6 protein-coding genes are annotated in these 18163 nt (G+C 72.6%); 2 read left to right on the plus strand and 4 right to left on the minus strand.

Annotated features, from left to right (window positions below; genetic code table 11):
- Positions 1 to 13: 13 nt before the first annotated feature.
- From ACIA47_RS05825 to ACIA47_RS05835, 3 genes are all read right to left on the minus strand, one after another.
- Positions 14 to 8059: an amino acid adenylation domain-containing protein gene (locus tag ACIA47_RS05825; RefSeq protein ID WP_396705834.1), complete on the minus strand. Its 8046-nt coding sequence runs from the start codon at positions 8057 to 8059 to the stop codon at positions 14 to 16.
- Complete coding sequence (locus tag ACIA47_RS05830) at positions 8059 to 8283, minus strand: MbtH family NRPS accessory protein (RefSeq protein ID WP_112582509.1); 225 nt, start codon at positions 8281 to 8283, stop codon at positions 8059 to 8061. The genes ACIA47_RS05825 and ACIA47_RS05830 overlap by 1 nt, the downstream gene beginning before the upstream one ends.
- Positions 8284 to 9585: 1302 nt before the next feature.
- Positions 9586 to 10749, minus strand: coding sequence for an acyl-CoA dehydrogenase family protein (locus tag ACIA47_RS05835; protein ID WP_396705836.1), 1164 nt, complete (start codon positions 10747 to 10749; stop codon positions 9586 to 9588).
- Between the two features lie 250 nt (positions 10750 to 10999).
- Between ACIA47_RS05835 and ACIA47_RS05840 the strand changes: the two genes are divergently transcribed.
- Positions 11000 to 12427 carry a UDP-glucose/GDP-mannose dehydrogenase family protein gene (locus ACIA47_RS05840; protein WP_203121818.1) on the plus strand — a complete coding sequence of 476 codons (1428 nt, stop codon included), beginning with the start codon at positions 11000 to 11002 and terminating at the stop codon, positions 12425 to 12427.
- A 151-nt stretch (positions 12428 to 12578) separates the two neighbouring features.
- Complete coding sequence (locus tag ACIA47_RS05845; RefSeq protein WP_396705839.1) at positions 12579 to 17474, plus strand: SCO7613 C-terminal domain-containing membrane protein; 4896 nt, start codon at positions 12579 to 12581, stop codon at positions 17472 to 17474.
- 181 nt (positions 17475 to 17655) lie between these two features.
- On the opposite strand, the gene purE is transcribed toward ACIA47_RS05845, so the two are convergent.
- On the minus strand, positions 17656 to 18147 hold the full coding sequence (purE, locus tag ACIA47_RS05850) for a 5-(carboxyamino)imidazole ribonucleotide mutase (RefSeq protein WP_396705841.1): 492 nt from the start codon (positions 18145 to 18147) through the stop codon (positions 17656 to 17658).
- Between the last annotated feature and the right edge of the window lie 16 nt (positions 18148 to 18163).

An 18163-nucleotide genomic window follows, 5' to 3' on the forward strand; every position in this document is an offset into this window, starting at 1 on the left:
GTCGTGGTCCGGGTCAGTCGACGTCCGGCCGGACGAACGACCGGAGGGCGGCCAGGGTCAGGGCGGCGAGCCGCTCGATGCTCTTCCGCTCGTTGAGGTTGCTGCTGTACTTCAGGTGCAGGCTGAGCTCACCGTCGGCGAACCGCGCGAACACCTGGAGCCGGTGCATGCGTTGCAGCTTCGGCATCGGCCAGAAGTCGTCCATGGCCGGCCCGAGCAGCGGCGACTCCTCGGGCTCATGGGCGAACTCGCCCCAGTTGTTGAGCAGGATGTCCGGTTTGCCGAGCGGGGCGAGCGCGTCCGCCACCTCCGGATGCCCGCCGAGGTAGCGCAGCAGGCCGAAGGCGAGGCCGCGCCGGGGCACCGCCTCGATCTGCTCGCGGACCGACTCCAGCAGCGCCCTCGGGCCGGGCTTCTCGGGTCGGCGGACGAGCCGGGGTGAGGTCATCGAGAACCGGCCGATGGCACGGGACAGGTCGAGGTCCTGACCGCCCATCTCCCGACCCCGGGCGACGAGGTCGACCAGGATCGACGACTGACCGGACCAGTCGGTGAAGCCCTGGAGGGTGGCGGCCAGCAGCGCGTCGTTGACGCTCAGGCCGTACTCCTGCGGCACCAGCCGGCGCAGCGCGGCGGTCTCCTCCGCGTCGAGCCCGACCACCACCGTCTCCTCCGACGACATGCAGTCGTCTCCGTCGGGGTGGTCCAGCGGCCAGGTCGGGACAGGTTCCTTGGCCAGCGCCGTCCAGTACGCGATGTCCTCGGTCAACTCCGTGCCACGGGCGAGCGCGTCCAGGTTGCGGGACCATTCGGCGAACGACGCCGTCGGCAGCGGCAGGCGCGGCTCCTCGCCGGCCTCCACCGCCTGGTACGCGGTCTGGAGATCTGCCATCAGGACGTCCCAGGAGCTGTTGTCCATCAACTGGTGGTGGACGATCACCACGAGCAGCTCGGGACGGTCGGCCCCGAAGCGGACCAGGGCGACCTGGAGCAGCGGCCCGTTCTCGATGTCGAGCTTGCGGTGCAGGGTGCGATCGAGGCGCCGGAAGGCGACCTCCTGGTCCGCCGGGTCGAGGCCGGACAGGTCCACGCTGGTGAACGGCGTGGGCTGGTACGGCTCGTTGACCCGGACCGACAACCGGCCCCCGGCCCGGGGGAAGCTGATCCGCAGCGAGTCGTGATGGGTGATCACCGCCGCGACGGCCCGCTCCAGCAGCGCCGGGTCGAGTGACCGCATCGCCTCGAACATGAAGATGTGCGTGTACTTGTGCGGGTCGGCGAAGTTCCGCTCGGCGAAGGCCACGTGCGACGCGACGAGCGGCACCACACCGGGGTCCGTACGCCGGCTTCCGTCACCACCCGCACCGGCGGTCGTCGACCCACCGGCCACGGACGCGAGGCCGGCGATGGTGGGGTGCGCGATGAACTGCGCGGGGGTGATCACCACACCCGCCTTACGGGCCCGGTCCACTACCCGGATCACGTGCAGCGAGTCCCCACCCAGGGCGAAGAAGTTGTCCTCCGGACCCACCGACGGCACCCGCAGCACCTCCCGCCAGATCCCGGCCAGGACCTCCCGCGCCTTGTCGGCCGGCGTCTGCGCGTCGGTCGCGACCGAGGCGAGCGCGGCGATGGTCGGGTACGCGATGAACTGCGCGGGCGTGATCACCACACCCGCCTTACGGGCCCGGTCCACCACCCGGATCACGTGCAGCGAGTCCCCACCCAGGGCGAAGAAGTTGTCCTCCGGACCCACCGACGGCACCCGCAGCACCTCCCGCCAGATCCCGGTCAGGATCCCCTCCACCGGTCCACGCCGGGTCTGCGCGGTGGCGGTGGCAGCGGCGGTGGCCGGAGCCACGGTGGGGGTCGGTGCCGTCAACGCGGCCCGGTCCACCTTTCCGTTGGGCAGCCGGGGCAGGCGGTCGACGAGCGCCACCGTCGGCACCATGTAATCCGGCAGCCGCTCCCGCAGCGCCGCGCGTAGGTCGTCGGTGGAGAGCGCGGCACCCGGCCGCAGCGCCACGTGGGCCACCAGCCGCCGGTCGTCCGCCCCGTCGTCGTCGCAGAGCACCACGCACTCGCCCACGCCGTCCAGGGCGGACAGCGCCGAGGCGACCTCGTCCGGCTCGACCCGGTGACCCCGGATCTTGACCTGGTCGCCGATCCGGCCCAGGAACTCCACGGTGCCGTCCGGCAGCAGCCGCCCCCGGTCACCGGTGCGGTAGAGCCGGTCGCCCGGCGCGCCCAGCGGATCGGGCACGAACCGCTCGGCGGTCAACGCGGCGTCCCCCAGGTAGCCGCGGGCCAGGCCCGCGCCACCGACGACGATCTCGCCGGGCAGGCCGGTCGGCACCGGCCGCAGCCTCTCGTCGAGTACGTACAGCCGTGCGCCCGGGATCGGCCGACCGAGCGGCACCACCGCCTCGCGGCCCGCCCGGTCGATGCGGACCTCCGCCACGGCGACGATGCCCGTCGTCTCGGTCTGGCCGTACATGTTGACCAGCCGGGGCGCGGTCCCCGGCGCGTTGCGGATGGCCTCGGGAAGTTCGTAGCGCAGCGGCTCGCTGGCGGTGAGCACCACCCGTGGCCGCCACCCGCCGGGCGAGGTGAGCGCCGGCAGCAGGACCCGCAGGTACGACGGCACCAGGTCCAGCACCTGCACGCCGTGCGCGGTGACGAAGGTGAGCAGCGCCAACGGGTCGGCCAGGTGCGCGCGCCCGGCGACGACCACGTGGCCGCCCAGCGCCAGCGGAACGGCGAACTGCCGCACCGACGACGAGAACGCGAACGACGCGGTGTGCAGGAACACCGGCTCGTCGGGCAGGGCCAGCGCGGCCGGCAGCCCCTCCAGGTACGCGGACAGCCCGCCGTGGGTCACCACCACACCCTTGGGGAGCCCCTTGGTGCCGGAGGTGTAGACCACGTAGGCTGGGTGCTCCGGTCGCAGCGCCGGTGTCGGCCGGGGGCCCACCGGGGCCGGCAGGTCCTCGATCGTCACCACCTCGCCCACGCCCTGGGGCGTACGACCCGCCAGGTCGCGCGTGGTGAGCGTCATCGTCGGTCGGGCGTCCGCCACGATCGCGGCCAACCGCTGCGCGGGGTACGCGGGGTCCAGCGGCACGTACGCGGCACCCGTCTCCAGGACCGCCAACGCCGCCACGACGACGTCGACGCCCCGGTCGAGGTGCAGGGCGATCGTCGTTCCCGGGCCCGCGCCGCGTTCGGCGAGCACCCGGGCCAGGTCACCGCTGCGGCGGTGCAGATCGCCGTAGGAGAGGGTCGTCTCGCCGCTGGTGACCGCCGGAGCGTCGGGTCGGCGTCGCGCCTGCTCGCCCACCCGGGCGGTGAGCGTGCGGTGCGCGGCGCCAACCGGCAGCGCCGGACCGTGCGCGAGCGCGTCGAGACGCTCCCGCTCGCCCGGCAGGAGGGGATCCACGTCGAAGACGCGCTGGTCGGGGTCACCGACCAACCGGTCCATCAGCACCCCGAGGCGGCTCATCATCGCCTCGACGGTGCCCGCGTCGAACAGGTCGGTGCTGTACTCGGCGTGCCCCTCGATTCCGTCCCCGTTCTCCCACAGGTCGATCAGCAGGTCGAAGCGGGCGGTGCACTGCTCGTTGTCGATCGACGTGAGGGTGAGGCCGGGGCCCGGGTCGGGCAGGCCGCCCGGGGCGTTCTGCAACGCGAAGCGCACCTGGAACAGCGGTGAGTGGCTGAGGCTGCGGGTGGGCGCCACCGCGTCGACGACCATCTCGAAGGGGACGTCCTGGTGGGCGTACGCGCCGTGCGCCGTGCTGCGGACCCGCCGCAGCACCTCGCGGAAGGTGGGGTCGCCGGAGAGGTCGACCCGCAGCGCCAGGGTGTTGGCGAAGAACCCGACGAGCTTCTCCAACTCGGTGCTGGTGCGGTTGGCGACGGGCGTACCGACGGTGATGTCCCGTTGGCCACTGAGCTGGGCCATGAGCACGTCGAAGCCGGCCAGCAACGCCATGAACAGGGAGACCTTCTCCCGCCGGGCCAGGTCGGCCACCGCCCGGGATCGCTCGGCCGACCAGCTGATGTCGTGGCGCGCTCCGCGGAAGGTCTGCACCGCCGGTCGCGGCCGATCGGTCGGCAGGTCCAGCGTGGGTACGCCGTCGAGCTGCCGCTTCCACCAGTCGAGCTGGTCGTCCAGCTCGGCGCCGGTCAGCCAGGACCGCTGCCAGAACGTGTAGTCCACATAGGTGTGTGTCAGCTCGGGCAACGACGACGGCCGCCCCTGGGCGATCTCCCGGTAGAGCGTCACCAGGTCGTTCAACACGATGTTCAGGGACCAGCCGTCGGAGACGGTGTGGTGCAGCGTCAGCAGCAGCACGTGCGAGTCGGGGCGTACCCGCACCAGGGTGCCGCGCAGCAGCGGCCCGGCGGCCAGGTCGAACGGAGTGCGCCCCTCGGCGTCGAAGAGGGCGGCCAGCCGACCCTCCGGGTCGGCGTCGCCCCGCACGTCCACCTCGGCGTACGCCACGGCGTCGACGGGCAAAAACTCCTGCACCGGCTCGCCGTCCACGGACGGGAACCGGGTGCGCAGCCCCTCGTGCCGGGCCCACAGCGCGCCGAAGGCCACCCGCAGCGCATCCGCGCGCAGGTCACCGTCGAAGCGCAGCGCGAGGGGCACGTTGTAGAACGCGCTGTCCTCGGCGAGCCGGTTGAGGAAGTACAGGCGTCCTTGCGCGTGCGACAACGGCACCGGGCCGGTCCTCGGGACGGCGACGAGACCGGGCCGGGGGGCCCGCCCGCCGAGCGCCTCGATCCGGGCCCCCAGGTCGGCCAGCGAGGTGGACTCCAGGAACACCGCCAGCGGCAGCTCGATGTCGAGCTTCTTGCGCAGCCGGGCCATGGCCCGGACCGCGAGCAGGGAGTGCCCACCCAGGTCGAGGAAATTCGCGTCCCGCCCGATCGACTCGACCGGCCGCCCCAGCACGTCGGCCCAGACCTCGGCGATGGCCTCCTCCAGCCGGCTCTCCGGAGCGGCCAGGGTGGGCGCCGGCTCGGCCGCCGTGGGCGCGGGCAGGGCCGCCCGGTCCACCTTGCCGTTGGCGGCCAACGGCAGCGCGTCGAGCGTGACGACGACCTCCGGCACCATGTAGTCCGGCAGTTCCACGCGCAGCGCGTCACGCGGGTCGTGGGCCACGGAGTCCCCGGCCGCTGTGACGTACGCGACCAACCGCTCCTCACCAGGCCGGTCGGTTCGCAGCAGGACCACCGCTTCGCGGACCTGCGGCAGCCGGGTCAGGGTGGCCTCGATCTCCGCCAACTCGACCCGGTACCCCCGGATCTTCACCTGGGTGTCGATCCGGCCCAGGCAGTCGAGCTCACCGTCGGGTCGCACCCGGACGAGGTCGCCGGTGCGGTACATGCGCTCCCCCGGCGTCGGGGCGAACGGGTCGGGCAGGAAGCGCCCGGCGGTCAGGTCCGGCCGACCGTGGTAGCCACGGGCCACACCAGCACCCGCCACATACAGCTCACCGACCGTGCCGGGTGGCACCGGCAGCAGGTTGCCGTCCAGCACGTAGAGCCGCGTGTTGGCGATCGGACGACCGATCGGCACCACACCGGACAGGTCGGTGCCGTCGTGCACCTCGTGCACGCAGCAGCCGACGACGGTCTCGGTGGGCCCGTACTCGTTGACGATGCGCAGGCCCGGAGCCCGGCGTCGCCAGGCGGCGGCGGTGGCGCCGTGCAGCGACTCGCCACCGACGATCAGATAGCCGTCCGCAGCGATGGTCCGGCTCGGAACGGCCCGGTCCAGCGCCTCCAGGTGGGCCGGGGTGAGCTTGACCAGCCCGAGGTCCAGGTCGCTGCCAAGCAGCTCGGTGAGGGTCTCCAGCTCGGTGCCGTCGGCGACGAGTACCACCGGACGCCCGGCCAGCAGCGGACAGAACAGCGTCGTCACCGACAGGTCGAACCGCAACGGCGAGACCAGTGGCGCGCCCCCGCCCTCGGCCACCCGGTACGCCCGCAGGCTCCACGCCAGGTAGTTGGTCAGGCCGCGGTGGGTGACCACCACACCCTTCGGTCGCCCCGTCGAGCCCGAGGTGTAGATGACGTAGCAGGCGCTGTCCGGGTGCGGACGCGGCAGCGGCGGCAGGTCGGTGGTGGCGTCCTCGTCGCCGTCGGGCAGCAGCACCGACACGTCGGTGTCCGGTAGGTCCGCGACCCGGCCCGCGCTGGTGACGACCACCCGCACCTCGGCGTCGGTGAGCATGAACCGCACCCGCTCGGCGGGCTCGCCCACGTCCAGCGGCACGTACGCGCCGCCGGCCCGCAGGGTGGCCAGCACGGCCGTGACGAGGTCGACACCACGGTCCAGGAAGAGGCCGACGCGGGTCTCCGGTCCCACCCCGTGCCGGCGCAGCCGCGCGGCGAGGGCGTCGGCCCGGCGGTCCAGCTCTCCGAACGTGACAGTCAGGTCGCCGACCAGGAGCGCGGGCGCGTCAGGGGTACGGGCGGCCTGCCGAGCGAACAGCTCGTGCGCGCGCACATCACCGAGGAGCGGGTCCTCGGTGCGGTTGCCGTCCACGACCGCCGCCCGGGTCTCCTCATCGGACAGAAGGCGGGCCAACCCGACCGGGGCGTCCGGCGCGGCGGTCAGACCGACCAGCAGAACGCCGAGGTGAGCGGCCATCCGCGCCACGGTGCGCTCGTCGAGGATGTCGGTCGCGTACTCGGCCACCCCCCGCAGCCGGCCGTCGGCGTCCGGCCACACCTCGACCGTCAGGTCGTGCTTGCTGATCGGCAGGTGGTGTTCGACGGCCGTGACCCGCAACCCCGCCGCCTCGGCCTCCAACGCCTGGTCCTCGACGAGGGCGAACATCACCTGCGCGAGGGGCGTGTGGCCGAGGTCGCGCTCCGGGTCGACCGCCTCCACCACCGTGTCGAAGGGCACCTCGCCGTGCGTCATGCCCTGCTGCACGAGATCGCGGACCCGTCCCACCAGGGCCCGGAAGGTGGGCGCGCCGGAGGTGTCGACCCGTACGACGATCGAGTTGACGAAGGAGCCGACCATCGTCTCCAGCTCGACCCGGGGGCGGTTCGCCACCGGGGTCACCACCGAGACCTCGTCCTGGGCCGCGTACCGCGACATCAGCGCGGCGAACCCGGCGAGCAGCACCATGAACGGGGTGGCCCGCTCATCCTGGGCCAGGCGGGTCACCGCCTGCCACAGGCCGTCGGGCAGGGCGAAGCGGTGCCGCTCGCCCCGGAAGGACTGCACGGGCGGGCGGGGACGGTCCAACGGCAGGTCGATGACGGGTACCGCGCCCGCCAGTGCGCGCTTCCAGTAGTCGAGGCCCTCGGCCAGCTCGGCGGCCCGATCGGGACGGCTCTCCCAGGCGGCGTAGTCCGCGTACTGCACGGTGAGGGGCGCGAGCGTGGGAGCCCGGTCCTGTGCTCCGGCGCGGTACAGCTCCAGCAGCTCATCGATGAGCAGGCTGACCGACCAACCGTCGCAGATGCTGTGGTGCAGGGTCAGCACCAGCACGTGCGCGGTGGGGGTCTGCCGGAACAGCGCGGCGCGAGCCAGTGGCCCGTCGGAGAGGGAGAACGGACGACTCGCCTCGTCGCGTACGGCGGCCAGCACCGCCGCGTCGTCGACGGGCAGTGGGCGCGGGGTGAGGTCCACCTCGATGTCGGGCAGGATGCGCTGCACCGGGTCGCCCTCGTTCGCCGCGAACACGGTCCGCAGCGCCTCGTGCCTGTCGACGAGGGCGCGCACCGCGTCGGTGAGCACGTCGAGCCGGAGTGCGCCGGTCAGGCGTAGGGCGGTCGGCACGTTGAACATCGCCGAGCCGGGGACGAGCTGGTCCATGAACCACAGCCGGCGCTGTGCCGGGGAGACGGGCAGGTCGCCACCGCGCGGCACCCGGGCGAGCGCCTCGGCCGGCCGGGGGCGCCGGCCGCCGAGACGCTTCTCGAACAGGGCCCGCTTCGAGGGCGACATCGAGTCGAGGCGTGACCGGCCGGGCGAGAGCCCCGCGCCGTGCGGCGCGGGGCGGCTGGCACTCGCGTCGGTGGTCATCAGGCCACCTCCCGAGCGGCGCTCTCCAGGTGCGTCACGAGGCTGCGCGGCCGCATGTCCGTCCACTCGGTGGTGACGTGGTCCAGGCAGGACGCGCGGTCGGCGGGCCCGTGGGTCACCGTCCACCCGGCCGGCAGGCTGAGCGACTCGGGCCACAGCGAGTGCTGCCCCTCGTCGTTCACCACTACGAAGAAGCATCCGTCGGGGTTGTCGAGAATGTTCACGTCTTCCTCACTCTGCGCCTGGTCCCAGGACCCGACGGGGAAGCGCTGAACCGGCACGGCGGCCAGGCAGGGACCACGGCGGTCAGACCTGCCAGCGTCGAAGTCGGGACGCGCGTCCCCAGGTCGGGCGTCGTCAACTGTCGTTTGCGGAGACTTTTGCTATGCGTCGCTCAGAGGACGTGCGGGGTTTCAACGCCGCGTGTCTCGCTATCGGATTCCACCACGGCCACGGCCGGCCACCTGCACGTTAATCGGCTATCCGACCCGGAGCCGAGGGCCCTTTGCGGACGCAACCCGGTCGATGTAAAGCAGATTCTGGCAAGCCACGCTGAACCCACGTCGCGCTCCCCCCCGAAGTTTGCGACCCAACAGCGTTCATGAATGTAAACGCAAGCGAGGCACAGAAAACCACCAGACACGGAGCGTGTCAAGACCCTTGCCTGCCGCTGATGTCCACCATGCCAACCGGGACGTATTTATGACAAATACTCCGCAGGTGGTTGGTCGACCGGGCACGCCGCCAGGCCCGCTGGCGCTCCGTCGGGCGGGGCTGCGGGCGGTCGGGCGAGACGACCGGAATCGGCCCGAAATGCGTTGCCGCAACGCATCTGCGCAGGACACGGGCATTGCTGCCCACTCCGTGTGGCATGCGGACCGATCGACGACGACGCCACCGTCCAGCCTGGACGCGGCGCGTCGGAAAAATCACTTTCCCGGACGGGGAGAATCATTCATCGCGGAACTCGTGGTCAGAATCCGACACAGAGATGAGTTTCACACGACAGACGGAAAGAACGACCGATCATCCATTGGCCGAGCATCCGAATGGTTGGACAACAGTCAATGTAATGGTTGTTAACGTGCCCAATGCGAGGCACGACAGAGAGCGCTACCGTCGCCGGATCTCAGCTCCCGCGAAGCCGTCGACCATCCGGGCCGACAAGCCGACGCGCGGGCCGACCGACGATTGCGCCCGATTGCCGGATCCGGTCAGGCCGAGAGTCGCGTCGAGCGCGGGACCCCTTCGCCGCACGGGCCCGCCACCACGCGTGCGTGGCGCGGGGGGGTAGGCGCCCGGCGTACCCGAAGGCACCCGCACGCCGGGCACCCAGCAGGCCATCGACACCCGAATTCGGGCGGACGCGCGCGCCGGGGCCATCGACGAAGATCAGTGTGCGCGCGCGCCGAATCAGGCCCGGTCCGTCGCGGCCCCGCCTTTACCCGGGCGCCGGGATGCCGTGCGCCGGCACCGGCGATTGCCGGCACCGGACGCTTGTGCCACGGCGTTCGGAAACACCTCGGTCAGCCCTGCAATAGCTGCCGAGCCATCACGATCCGCTGCACCTGGTTGGTGCCCTCGTAGATCTGGGTGATCTTGGCGTCCCGCATCATCCGCTCGACCGGGTAGTCCCGCGTGTAGCCGTAACCACCGAGCAACTGCACCGCGTCGGTGGTGATCTCCATGGCGGCGTCGGAGGCGAAGCACTTCGCCGCCGCGCCGAAGTAGGTGAGATCCGCGTCGCCACGCTCCGACTTGCCGGCGGCAGCGTACGTGAGCTGCCGGGCCGCCTCGAGCTTCATGCCCATGTCGGCCAGCATGAACTGGATCCCCTGGAACTCGGCGACCGCCCTGCCGAACTGGCGACGCTCGGCCACGTACCCCTTCGCGTAGTCGAGCGCACCCTGCGCGATCCCGACGGCCTGCGCGGCGATGGTGACCCGGGTGTGGTCCAGGGTCTTCATCGCGGTCGCGAAGCCGGTGCCCTCCGCGCCGATCATCCGGTCGGCCGGGATCCGCACGTTGTCGAGGTAGACCTCGCGGGTGGGCGAGCCCTTGATGCCCAGCTTCTTCTCCGGCGCGCCGAAGCTCACCCCGACATCGGACTTCTCGACCACGAAGGCCGAGATGCCCCGGGACCGGGCGGACGGGTCGGTCACGGCGAAGACGGTGTAGGACTCGGACACCCCGGCGTTGGTGATCCAGCGCTTCACACCGTTGAGCACCCAGTGATCCCCGTCACGTACGGCCCTGGTGGTCATCGACGCCGCGTCACTGCCGGCCTCCGGTTCGGAGAGGCAGTACGAGAACATCGCGCCACCGGCCGCGACCGGCGTCAGGTAACGGTTCTTGAGATCGGCGGAACCGGACAACAACAGCGGCATGGTGCCGAGCTTGTTCACCGCCGGGATCAGCGAGGAGGATGCGCAGGCGCGGGCCACCTCCTCGATCACGATGGCGGTGGCCAGCGCGTCCGCGCCCGCGCCGCCGTACTCCTCGGGAATGTGCGGTGCGTGGAAGTCGGCGGCTCGCAGCGCGTCGTAGGACGCCTTGGGGAACTCCCCCGTCTCGTCGGCCTCCGCGGCGTGCGGAGCCACCTTCGCGGCGCAGACCTCCCGCACGGCTTCCCGGATCGCCTGGTGCTCCTCTGGCAACCGGTAGACGTCGAACGACTCCCCTGCGGCCATCTCGGCCCTCCCCTTCACCACTATCATGCGCAGTCTGTGACGACTCCTGACCGCCGACGGCGCAGACTGAAGACTAGCGACTGCAGTTCAGGTGATGTTACCGGCGCGTAGGTATGGGCAGGACGGTGCACCTAACGCGCTCAGCGATGATGGAGATTGAGACAGTGAGCCACCCTCCGGTGCCCCGCCCAGGCGCCGCAGCAGAATGCGACGCGACGACGCGACGCCAGCGCGAGCGGAGAAGACAGGCGTGACGATCCCCTACCCCACCATCCAGCCGACCCCCGCCATCGCCGCGGTGATCCCGCCCTCGGGCGCACCCCGGCCGCGGGTGACGTTCCTAGGGACTGGTTACCTCGGTGCGACGTACGCCATCTGCTACGCCGAACTGGGCTACGAGGTTCTCGGGTTCGACGTCGACGCCGACAAGATCGCGATGCTGAACGCCGGTCAGGTGCCCATCCACGAGCCCGGCCTGGACGAGCTGCTCCGGCGCAACCTCGCCGCCGGCCGCCTCCGGTTCAGCACTGACATCGCCGAGACCGCCGAGTTCGGTGACGTGCACTTCATCTGCGTCGGCACCCCGCAGCGGGCCGACGGCATGGGCGCAGACCTGTCGTACGTCGAGGCGTCGGTCACCAGCCTCGCGCAGCACCTGACCCGCAAGGCGTTGATCGTCGGCAAGTCCACCGTGCCGGTCGGCACCGCCGAGTGGGTCGAGCAGCTCGTCGGCAAGCACACCCCGAACGACCTGGACGTCGAGGTGGCCTGGAGCCCCGAGTTCCTCCAGGAGGGCTTCGCCGTCGACGACGTCCTGCGGCCCAACCGGATCGTGGTCGGCGTCAAGAGCGAGTGGGCCAACGGCATGCTCTACGCCGCGCACAAGGGCGTGTTCGACCTGGCCGCCACGGAGGACCGCGAGGTGCCCCTGGTGGTCACCGACTTCTCCACCGCCGAGTTGGTCAAGGTCGCCGCGAACGCCTTCCTGGCCACCAAGATCTCCTTCATCAACGCGATGGCCGAGGTCTGCGAGGCCTCCGGTGGCGACGTCACCCAGCTGGCCCGCGCGATCGGCTACGACCCGCGGATCGGCAACCGGTTCCTCCAGGCCGGCCTCGGCTTCGGAGGCGCCTGCCTGCCCAAGGACATCCGGGCCTTCCAGGCCCGCGCCCAGGAGCTGGGCGCCGGCGAGGCGCTGCGTTTCCTTCACGAGGTCGACCTGATCAACCTGCGCCGGCGTACCCGGGTGCTCCAGCTCGCCGCGGACCTGCTCGGCCGCCGCTCCGGCCCGGCCGGCCCGGACTTCTCCGGCACCCGGATCGCCGTGCTCGGTGCCACCTTCAAGCCCAACACCGACGACGTCCGCGACGCTCCGGCGCTCGCCGTCGCCGCGCTGCTGCACAAGGCCGGCGCCGACGTGCACGTGTACGACCCGCAGGGCACCGAGAACGCCCGCCGCGCGGTTCCCGAGTTGACCTACGAGAACAGCATCAACGAGGCGGTCAACGAGGCCGACCTGGTCTGCGTCCTCACCGAGTGGGCCGACTTCCGCAACGCTGATCCGGTCGCCCTCGGCGAGTTGGTCAAGGGCCGCAAGGTCGTCGACGGTCGCAACTGCCTCGACCCGGCGCTGTGGGCCCAGGCCGGCTGGGAGTACCGGGGCATGGGTCGCCCCTGACCCGACCGACGCATTGCCGGCCGGCCATCGAGCATCTCGGTGGCCGGCCGGTGTCGTTGTTTGCCCCGGACCCGCCGACAAGAGTCGAAATCCGCGCCAGCTTTGGGCATGCTGCGACAGTGGGAGTCCACAGTGCGGGTGGAGGGGTGTCGTGGCGACCTTTCAATGCTCCTCGTGCGGCCGGGAGATCAAGCCGGCCGTCCGATGCCCGCACTGTGGGGCAGATCAACCACAGTGGGTCGAGCACCTGGCCGACATTGAGCGTTCGATAGCGGAGATGAAGGCGCGCGACGCCGCCATCGCCCGCGAGCAGCGGCAGATCGCCGCCAAGATGCAGGCCGCGCTCTTCCAGCGGGACATCCTCGCCCACGCCGGCGAGGAGCGGATCAAGCAGGCCACCCGGCCGCGCCGGGTGCTGCGCCGCCGCCCCGGCCGGCGGCCACCGACGGCCACCATGGGAGCGCCGCCCCGGGTGCCCCGCCAGGGCACTCCGTCCGCCCCGGAGGATCCGCCGCCGCCCCCGCCCCGGGCCGCCTGGCTGGACGTGGACGACCCGGAGCACCCGCCGGAGGCGTCCTCGCGCGAGGTGCAGAACATCCCGCTCGGGCTGGGCGCGCTGCTGCTCGGCGTGGCCGCTGTGGTCTTCGCCGCGGTCGCCACCAGCTCGATGGACGCGCTGGCCCGGCTCGGCATCCTGCTCCTGGCCACAGTGCTGATGCTGCTCGCCCCACCGGCGCTGGCCCGGCGCGGGCTCACCTCGACCGCCGAGACCATCGCCGCTGTCGGCCTGCTGCTGGTGCCGCTCGCCGGCAACGCCCTCTGGGCGGTGGACCGGATCGGCTCCGGCGGCGGCTCCGGCACTGTCTTCGCCGGGGTGATCTTCGCGGTCACCGCCGCCGTCGCATTCGGGTACGCCGGCTGGACCGGTCTGCGCGCGCCCCGCTTCGCCACAGTGCTCGCCGCGCAGCCGGTGCTGCCTCTGCTGGCGTACGACCAGATCACCGGCCCGGGCGGCTGGGCGCTGGTGCTGGCCCTGGTCGCCCTGGTCAATCTCGGCCTGGCCCGCTCCGGCGTGACAGTCGAACGCCCCGTCCGGCAGGACCTGCCATCGCCGGGCACGCCGTCCGCGCCCCGCCAACGCGACGCGGAGAGCCGGCCTGAGGGCGACCCGGAGGAGGCCGCCGAGCTGATCGACGCCAGCGGCGGCGCCAGTGACCCGCGGCCGACCCGGCCGGTGCCCGGCCTGCGTGAGCTGACCTGGTTGCTGCACGCCCTGGCGGTCGCCGTCTCGCTGGCGTACGCGGTCACCGCCCTGCTGCGGGCACAGACGGTGCCGACCGCGACCGGCGCCGGGGTGGTGCTGCTGCTGGCCGCCATGATCGGGCTGGCCGGCGCGTTGGTGCTGCGTCGCCCGCCGCTGCCGGACGTCGCGGCCGGCATCGTCACCCTGGCGGTGATCGGCTCGCTCAGCCGAATCGCCTCGGTGGCACTCCCCGGCCGGGCGCTGCTGCTGATCGCGGCGGTCATCACGGTGACCGGGCTGGCGGTGCGCGCGGTCCCGGAGGCGGCCCGCCGTGGTCCACAGTTGGCCTCGGCGGTGGCGCTGACAGTCAGTGGTCTGGTGGTCGCCGGCGGCGCGCTACGCGCCGGGGTGGCACCGGTCCGGGCGGCGCTGCCCGCCTGGAACCCCGACCTCAGCCGGTACCCGGGCGAGTTGTCCGCCGCCGTCGGGCCGACCACCTGGCAGCTCGCGGGTGCCGCGTTCCTGCTCACCATCGCGGCGGTGCTGGCCCTGCCCACCGAGATCCGCCGGGAGTTCGCGGTCGCCGGCGCTGCGCTGACCGCGCTCGCTATCCCGGCCTCGTTCGGTCTCGGCTGGGCGACGGCACCCTGGCCAATGGTGATCACCGCGATCGGCATCGGGGTCATCGGGCTCTCCGCCCGCACCGACCGAGCCGCGGTGGCCCACGCCGTCGGGGCGGCCGTGGTCGGCCTGTTCGGCGCGGGTGCCAGCCTGGCCAGCCCCACCCTCACCGCCGCGGTCCTGATCACCCTGTTCGTGGCCGGCACGCTGGTCACGCTGGCGCCCCGGATCCGGATCGCCTCGGCCGCCTCCGACACTGTCACCGCGTGGGCCGCCGGTGGCGCCGCGTTCGCGTTGCCCGGGGCTGTGGCGGCGTTCGTGGCCGCGACCATGCCGAGCGACCCGACCCCCACCCCGGCGAGCCTCCGCGAGGTGACCGTCCCGATCCTGGCGGCCAGCTTCCTGGCGGTCTGCGTGACCCTGGGCTACGCCGCCGTCGTGCAGGTCTCCCAGCGCCACATCCCCGCGCCGCTGTCGGTCGGCACCGGGCTGGGCGCGCTGATGGTCACCGCCGCCGCGTTCGGGGCACCCGGCGCGACCGTCGCCGACGCGTGGGTGGGCGCGCTCCTGCTGGTCGCGGCGGTGCTGCTCTTCCTGGCCCCCTCCATCGACGCCGGCCGTCGAGCCGACCTCACCCTCGACGGCTCGGACCTGGCCGCCGCGGCGGTTACCACCGCCCTGATCGCCACGCTGGTACGGATCGGGGCGGTGCTCGCCCCGGGTGGGCAGCTGGCGGTGGCCGCCGCCCTGCTCCTGGTGGTCGCCGTGGGCGCCCGCAGCATGCCGGAGGAGTGGCGACGCGGCCCGATCCTCGGCCTCACCGTCGGCGGTGCCCTGATCGGCGTCCTCGCCGGCTGGTCGGCGTTGCGCGGTGGGGTCGGCGTGCTGGCCACCCCCGGCCCGATCTGGAGGGGCGACCTGAGCGAATGGCCGGCCGCCCCCGTCGGCGGTGCCACCTGGCAGGCGCCGGTCGCGCTGGCGTTGCTGGCCCTCGCCGCCGGCATCCTGCTCCCGCCGCCGTGGCGCTGGGACGTGTCCGGCGTGGCGGTGGTGCTCGCCACGATCGGCGCGCCGGCCGCTTTCGATCTGGCCTGGTGGTCACCGGTACTTGTCGGCGGAATGGTCGCCACCGTGTTCGGCATGGCCGCGGTGGCCACGGAGGAGGCGCGCGCCGGGCTGTCCCGGGCCACAGTGGCCGGGGTCGTCGCGCTGCACGCCGCCGGAGCCGGACTGGTCCGCCCGTGGACCACGGCCCTGGCGCTGGGCAGCATCGCGCTGATCGGCGTGGTGGTGGCCGCGCTGGCCCGCGTCCTCGCCGGTCCACAGGTCGCCGACATCGAAACTGAGGGGATGCCACCGCACCTGGCGCAGATCGGCGGCGCGGCGATCGGTGCCGCCCTGCTGGCCCTCCCCGGCGCGGTGGCGGCACTGTCCGCCGAGTTCGAACACTCGGCGCAGGTGGTGCTGACCGCCGCGCTGGCCGCGACCAGCCTCGGTCTGGCCGCCGTGGCCGCGGTCCGCCGGCTGGTGCCGCAATATCTGCCCTGGGTCAGCGTGGCGGTGGTCGGCGGGGCCACCATCAGCGCTCTCGCCGCCGTCCCCACCGGCCTCGCCGCCGGCGTCTACGCGGCCGCCGCCGCATTGCTCGGCGTGCTGGCCGAGCTGATCCGCGCGGCCACCGTGCCGCCCACCGGCGCTGCCCAGCCGGTCCGGCGCTGGGCGGTACGACTCGACGGCGCCTTACGGCGGTTGCCGGACGACCCGGAGCGGCGACGGTGGCGGGTCAACCCGGCCGCGGGTGCGTTGGCCGCGGCGGCGCTACCGACCGCCCTGGCGCTCGCCTCGATCGCACCCGCGTTGGTCACCGCCCTGGTCGAGCCGCACCGCACACTGACCCGGATCTGGGAGGGCCCGCCGCCGGAGCTGCTCACCCCACCGTCGGACGTGGTCAACCCGACCCACGTGCTGACGGCGTTGCTGCTCACCGCGACCGCCGCGCTGGCCGCCACCGGGTTCAGCGGTGGGCGACGGTCCCGGGCCGTGCCGGTGGTGCTGCCCGGGGCGGCCGTCACGCTGCTGATCGCACCCATCGCGCTGGGCCAGGGCTGGCCCGCCAGCACCGTCGCCGCGCTCTCCGTCTTCACCATCGCGATGCTCGGTCTCGCACTGACCCCACCGCCGCCGCTGGTCGAGCGGGCCCGCTCGCTGCGGCTGGCCCGGGTGCTGGTGTTCGCCATCGGCCTGGCCGGTGGCAGCGCCGGGCTCGCCGGCAGCCTGGCCGACCGGCAGATGACGGTGTTCACCCTCGGCAGCGCGGTCGGGGTGGGTGCGGTGGCGGCGCTGTTCGGCACCACCCAGCGGGCGCGCATCCTCGGCTGGCTCTTCGCTTCACTCATGGCGCAGCTCTTCGTCCTCACCGCCGGCCTGGTCGCTGGGCTGGCGGCGGTCTGGTCCGCGTTCGGGGTGCTCGCCGTCGGCGCGGTCCTACAGGTGCTCGCCGCGACCCTGCCCCGGCTGCGCCGCCCCGAGGCGCAGCGGGAAGCCTCCACCGTGGAGTGGACCGGGTACGCTGCCGCGCTGATCGCGTTGGCTCTCGCCTTCGACTCGCCCCGCCACATCGCCGCCCTGCTGGCCGCCTGGGGCGCTGTCCTCGGGGTGGCGGCGACCCGACCCGGTCGCCGGCCGGTGGAACGCAGGATCCTGTTCTGGGCGGTGGTGGTGTGTGAGATCACCGCGTGGTGGATCCTGATGCGAGTCGCCGACGTGGCGTTGCCCGAGGCGTACACACTGCCGTTCGCCGTGTTGGCCCTCCTCGTCGGAGTCCTGGAGCTGCGCCACCGACCCGACATGAGCAGCTGGGTGGCGTACGGGCCGGCACTGGTCGCGGCCTTCGTCCCGACGCTGGCGATCGTGCTGGCCACCGAGTCCAGCACGATGCGCCAGATGCTGCTGCTGCTCGGAGCGGTCGCGGTGCTGATCTTCGGCTCGTCCAGCCGGCAGCAGGCCCCGGTGATCGTCGGCGCGTCGGTCACCGCGATCACGGCGATCCACGCCCTGTTCAGCCTGGGCCCGTGGCTGGCGCTGATCCCGGTGGGCATCCTGCTGCTGGTGCTCGGCGCGAGCAACGAACGCCGCCGCCGCGCCCAGGAACGCCTACAGACCGCCCTGCGCGGCATGAGATAGATCGGAGGGTCCTGCGCCGTGGGCGAGTGGGCGCGGTGAGTGGACGGGTTCGCGTCATCCGCGTCCACGTCGCGCGATCTTGCACTTTCTGTTGCGACATAAGGGGTAAAAGCCGCGAAGCAGCGACCGGAAGTGCAAGATCGCGGGGGTGGGTGGGGTGGGGTGGGGTGCAGCGCGGGGGTTAGCGCAGGGTGGCTTGGAGGGCGGCTTCCTTGGTTGCCACCAGCTTTTCCAGGTCCTGCTGGTAAGCCGCCATCTTGGCGCGCAGGTCGTCGTCGGCGGCACCGAGGATCCGTACGGCGAGCAGGCCGGCGTTACGGGCGTTGCCGATCGACACGGTGGCGACCGGGATCCCGGCCGGCATCTGCACGATGGACAGCAGCGAGTCCATGCCGTCGAGGTGCTTCAGCGGCACCGGCACACCGATCACCGGCAGCGGCGTCACCGAGGCCACCATGCCGGGCAGCGCCGCGGCACCCCCAGCCCCCGCGATGATCACCTTGAGGCCGCGGTCGGCGGCGTCGCGCCCGTACTCGATCATTGCGACCGGAGTCCGGTGCGCCGAGATCACCCGGACCTCGTACGCCACGCCGAAGTCGTCCAACACCTCGGCCGCGGCCCGCATGGTCGGCCAGTCCGAGTCGCTGCCCATGATCAAGCCAACCGTGCTCACTGCGGCCCTCTCCTCG

Origin of the sequence: Micromonospora sp. NPDC051227 (assembly GCF_044455385.1) — a bacterium.
In the GTDB taxonomy this organism is placed as follows: Bacteria; Actinomycetota; Actinomycetes; order Mycobacteriales; family Micromonosporaceae; genus Micromonospora.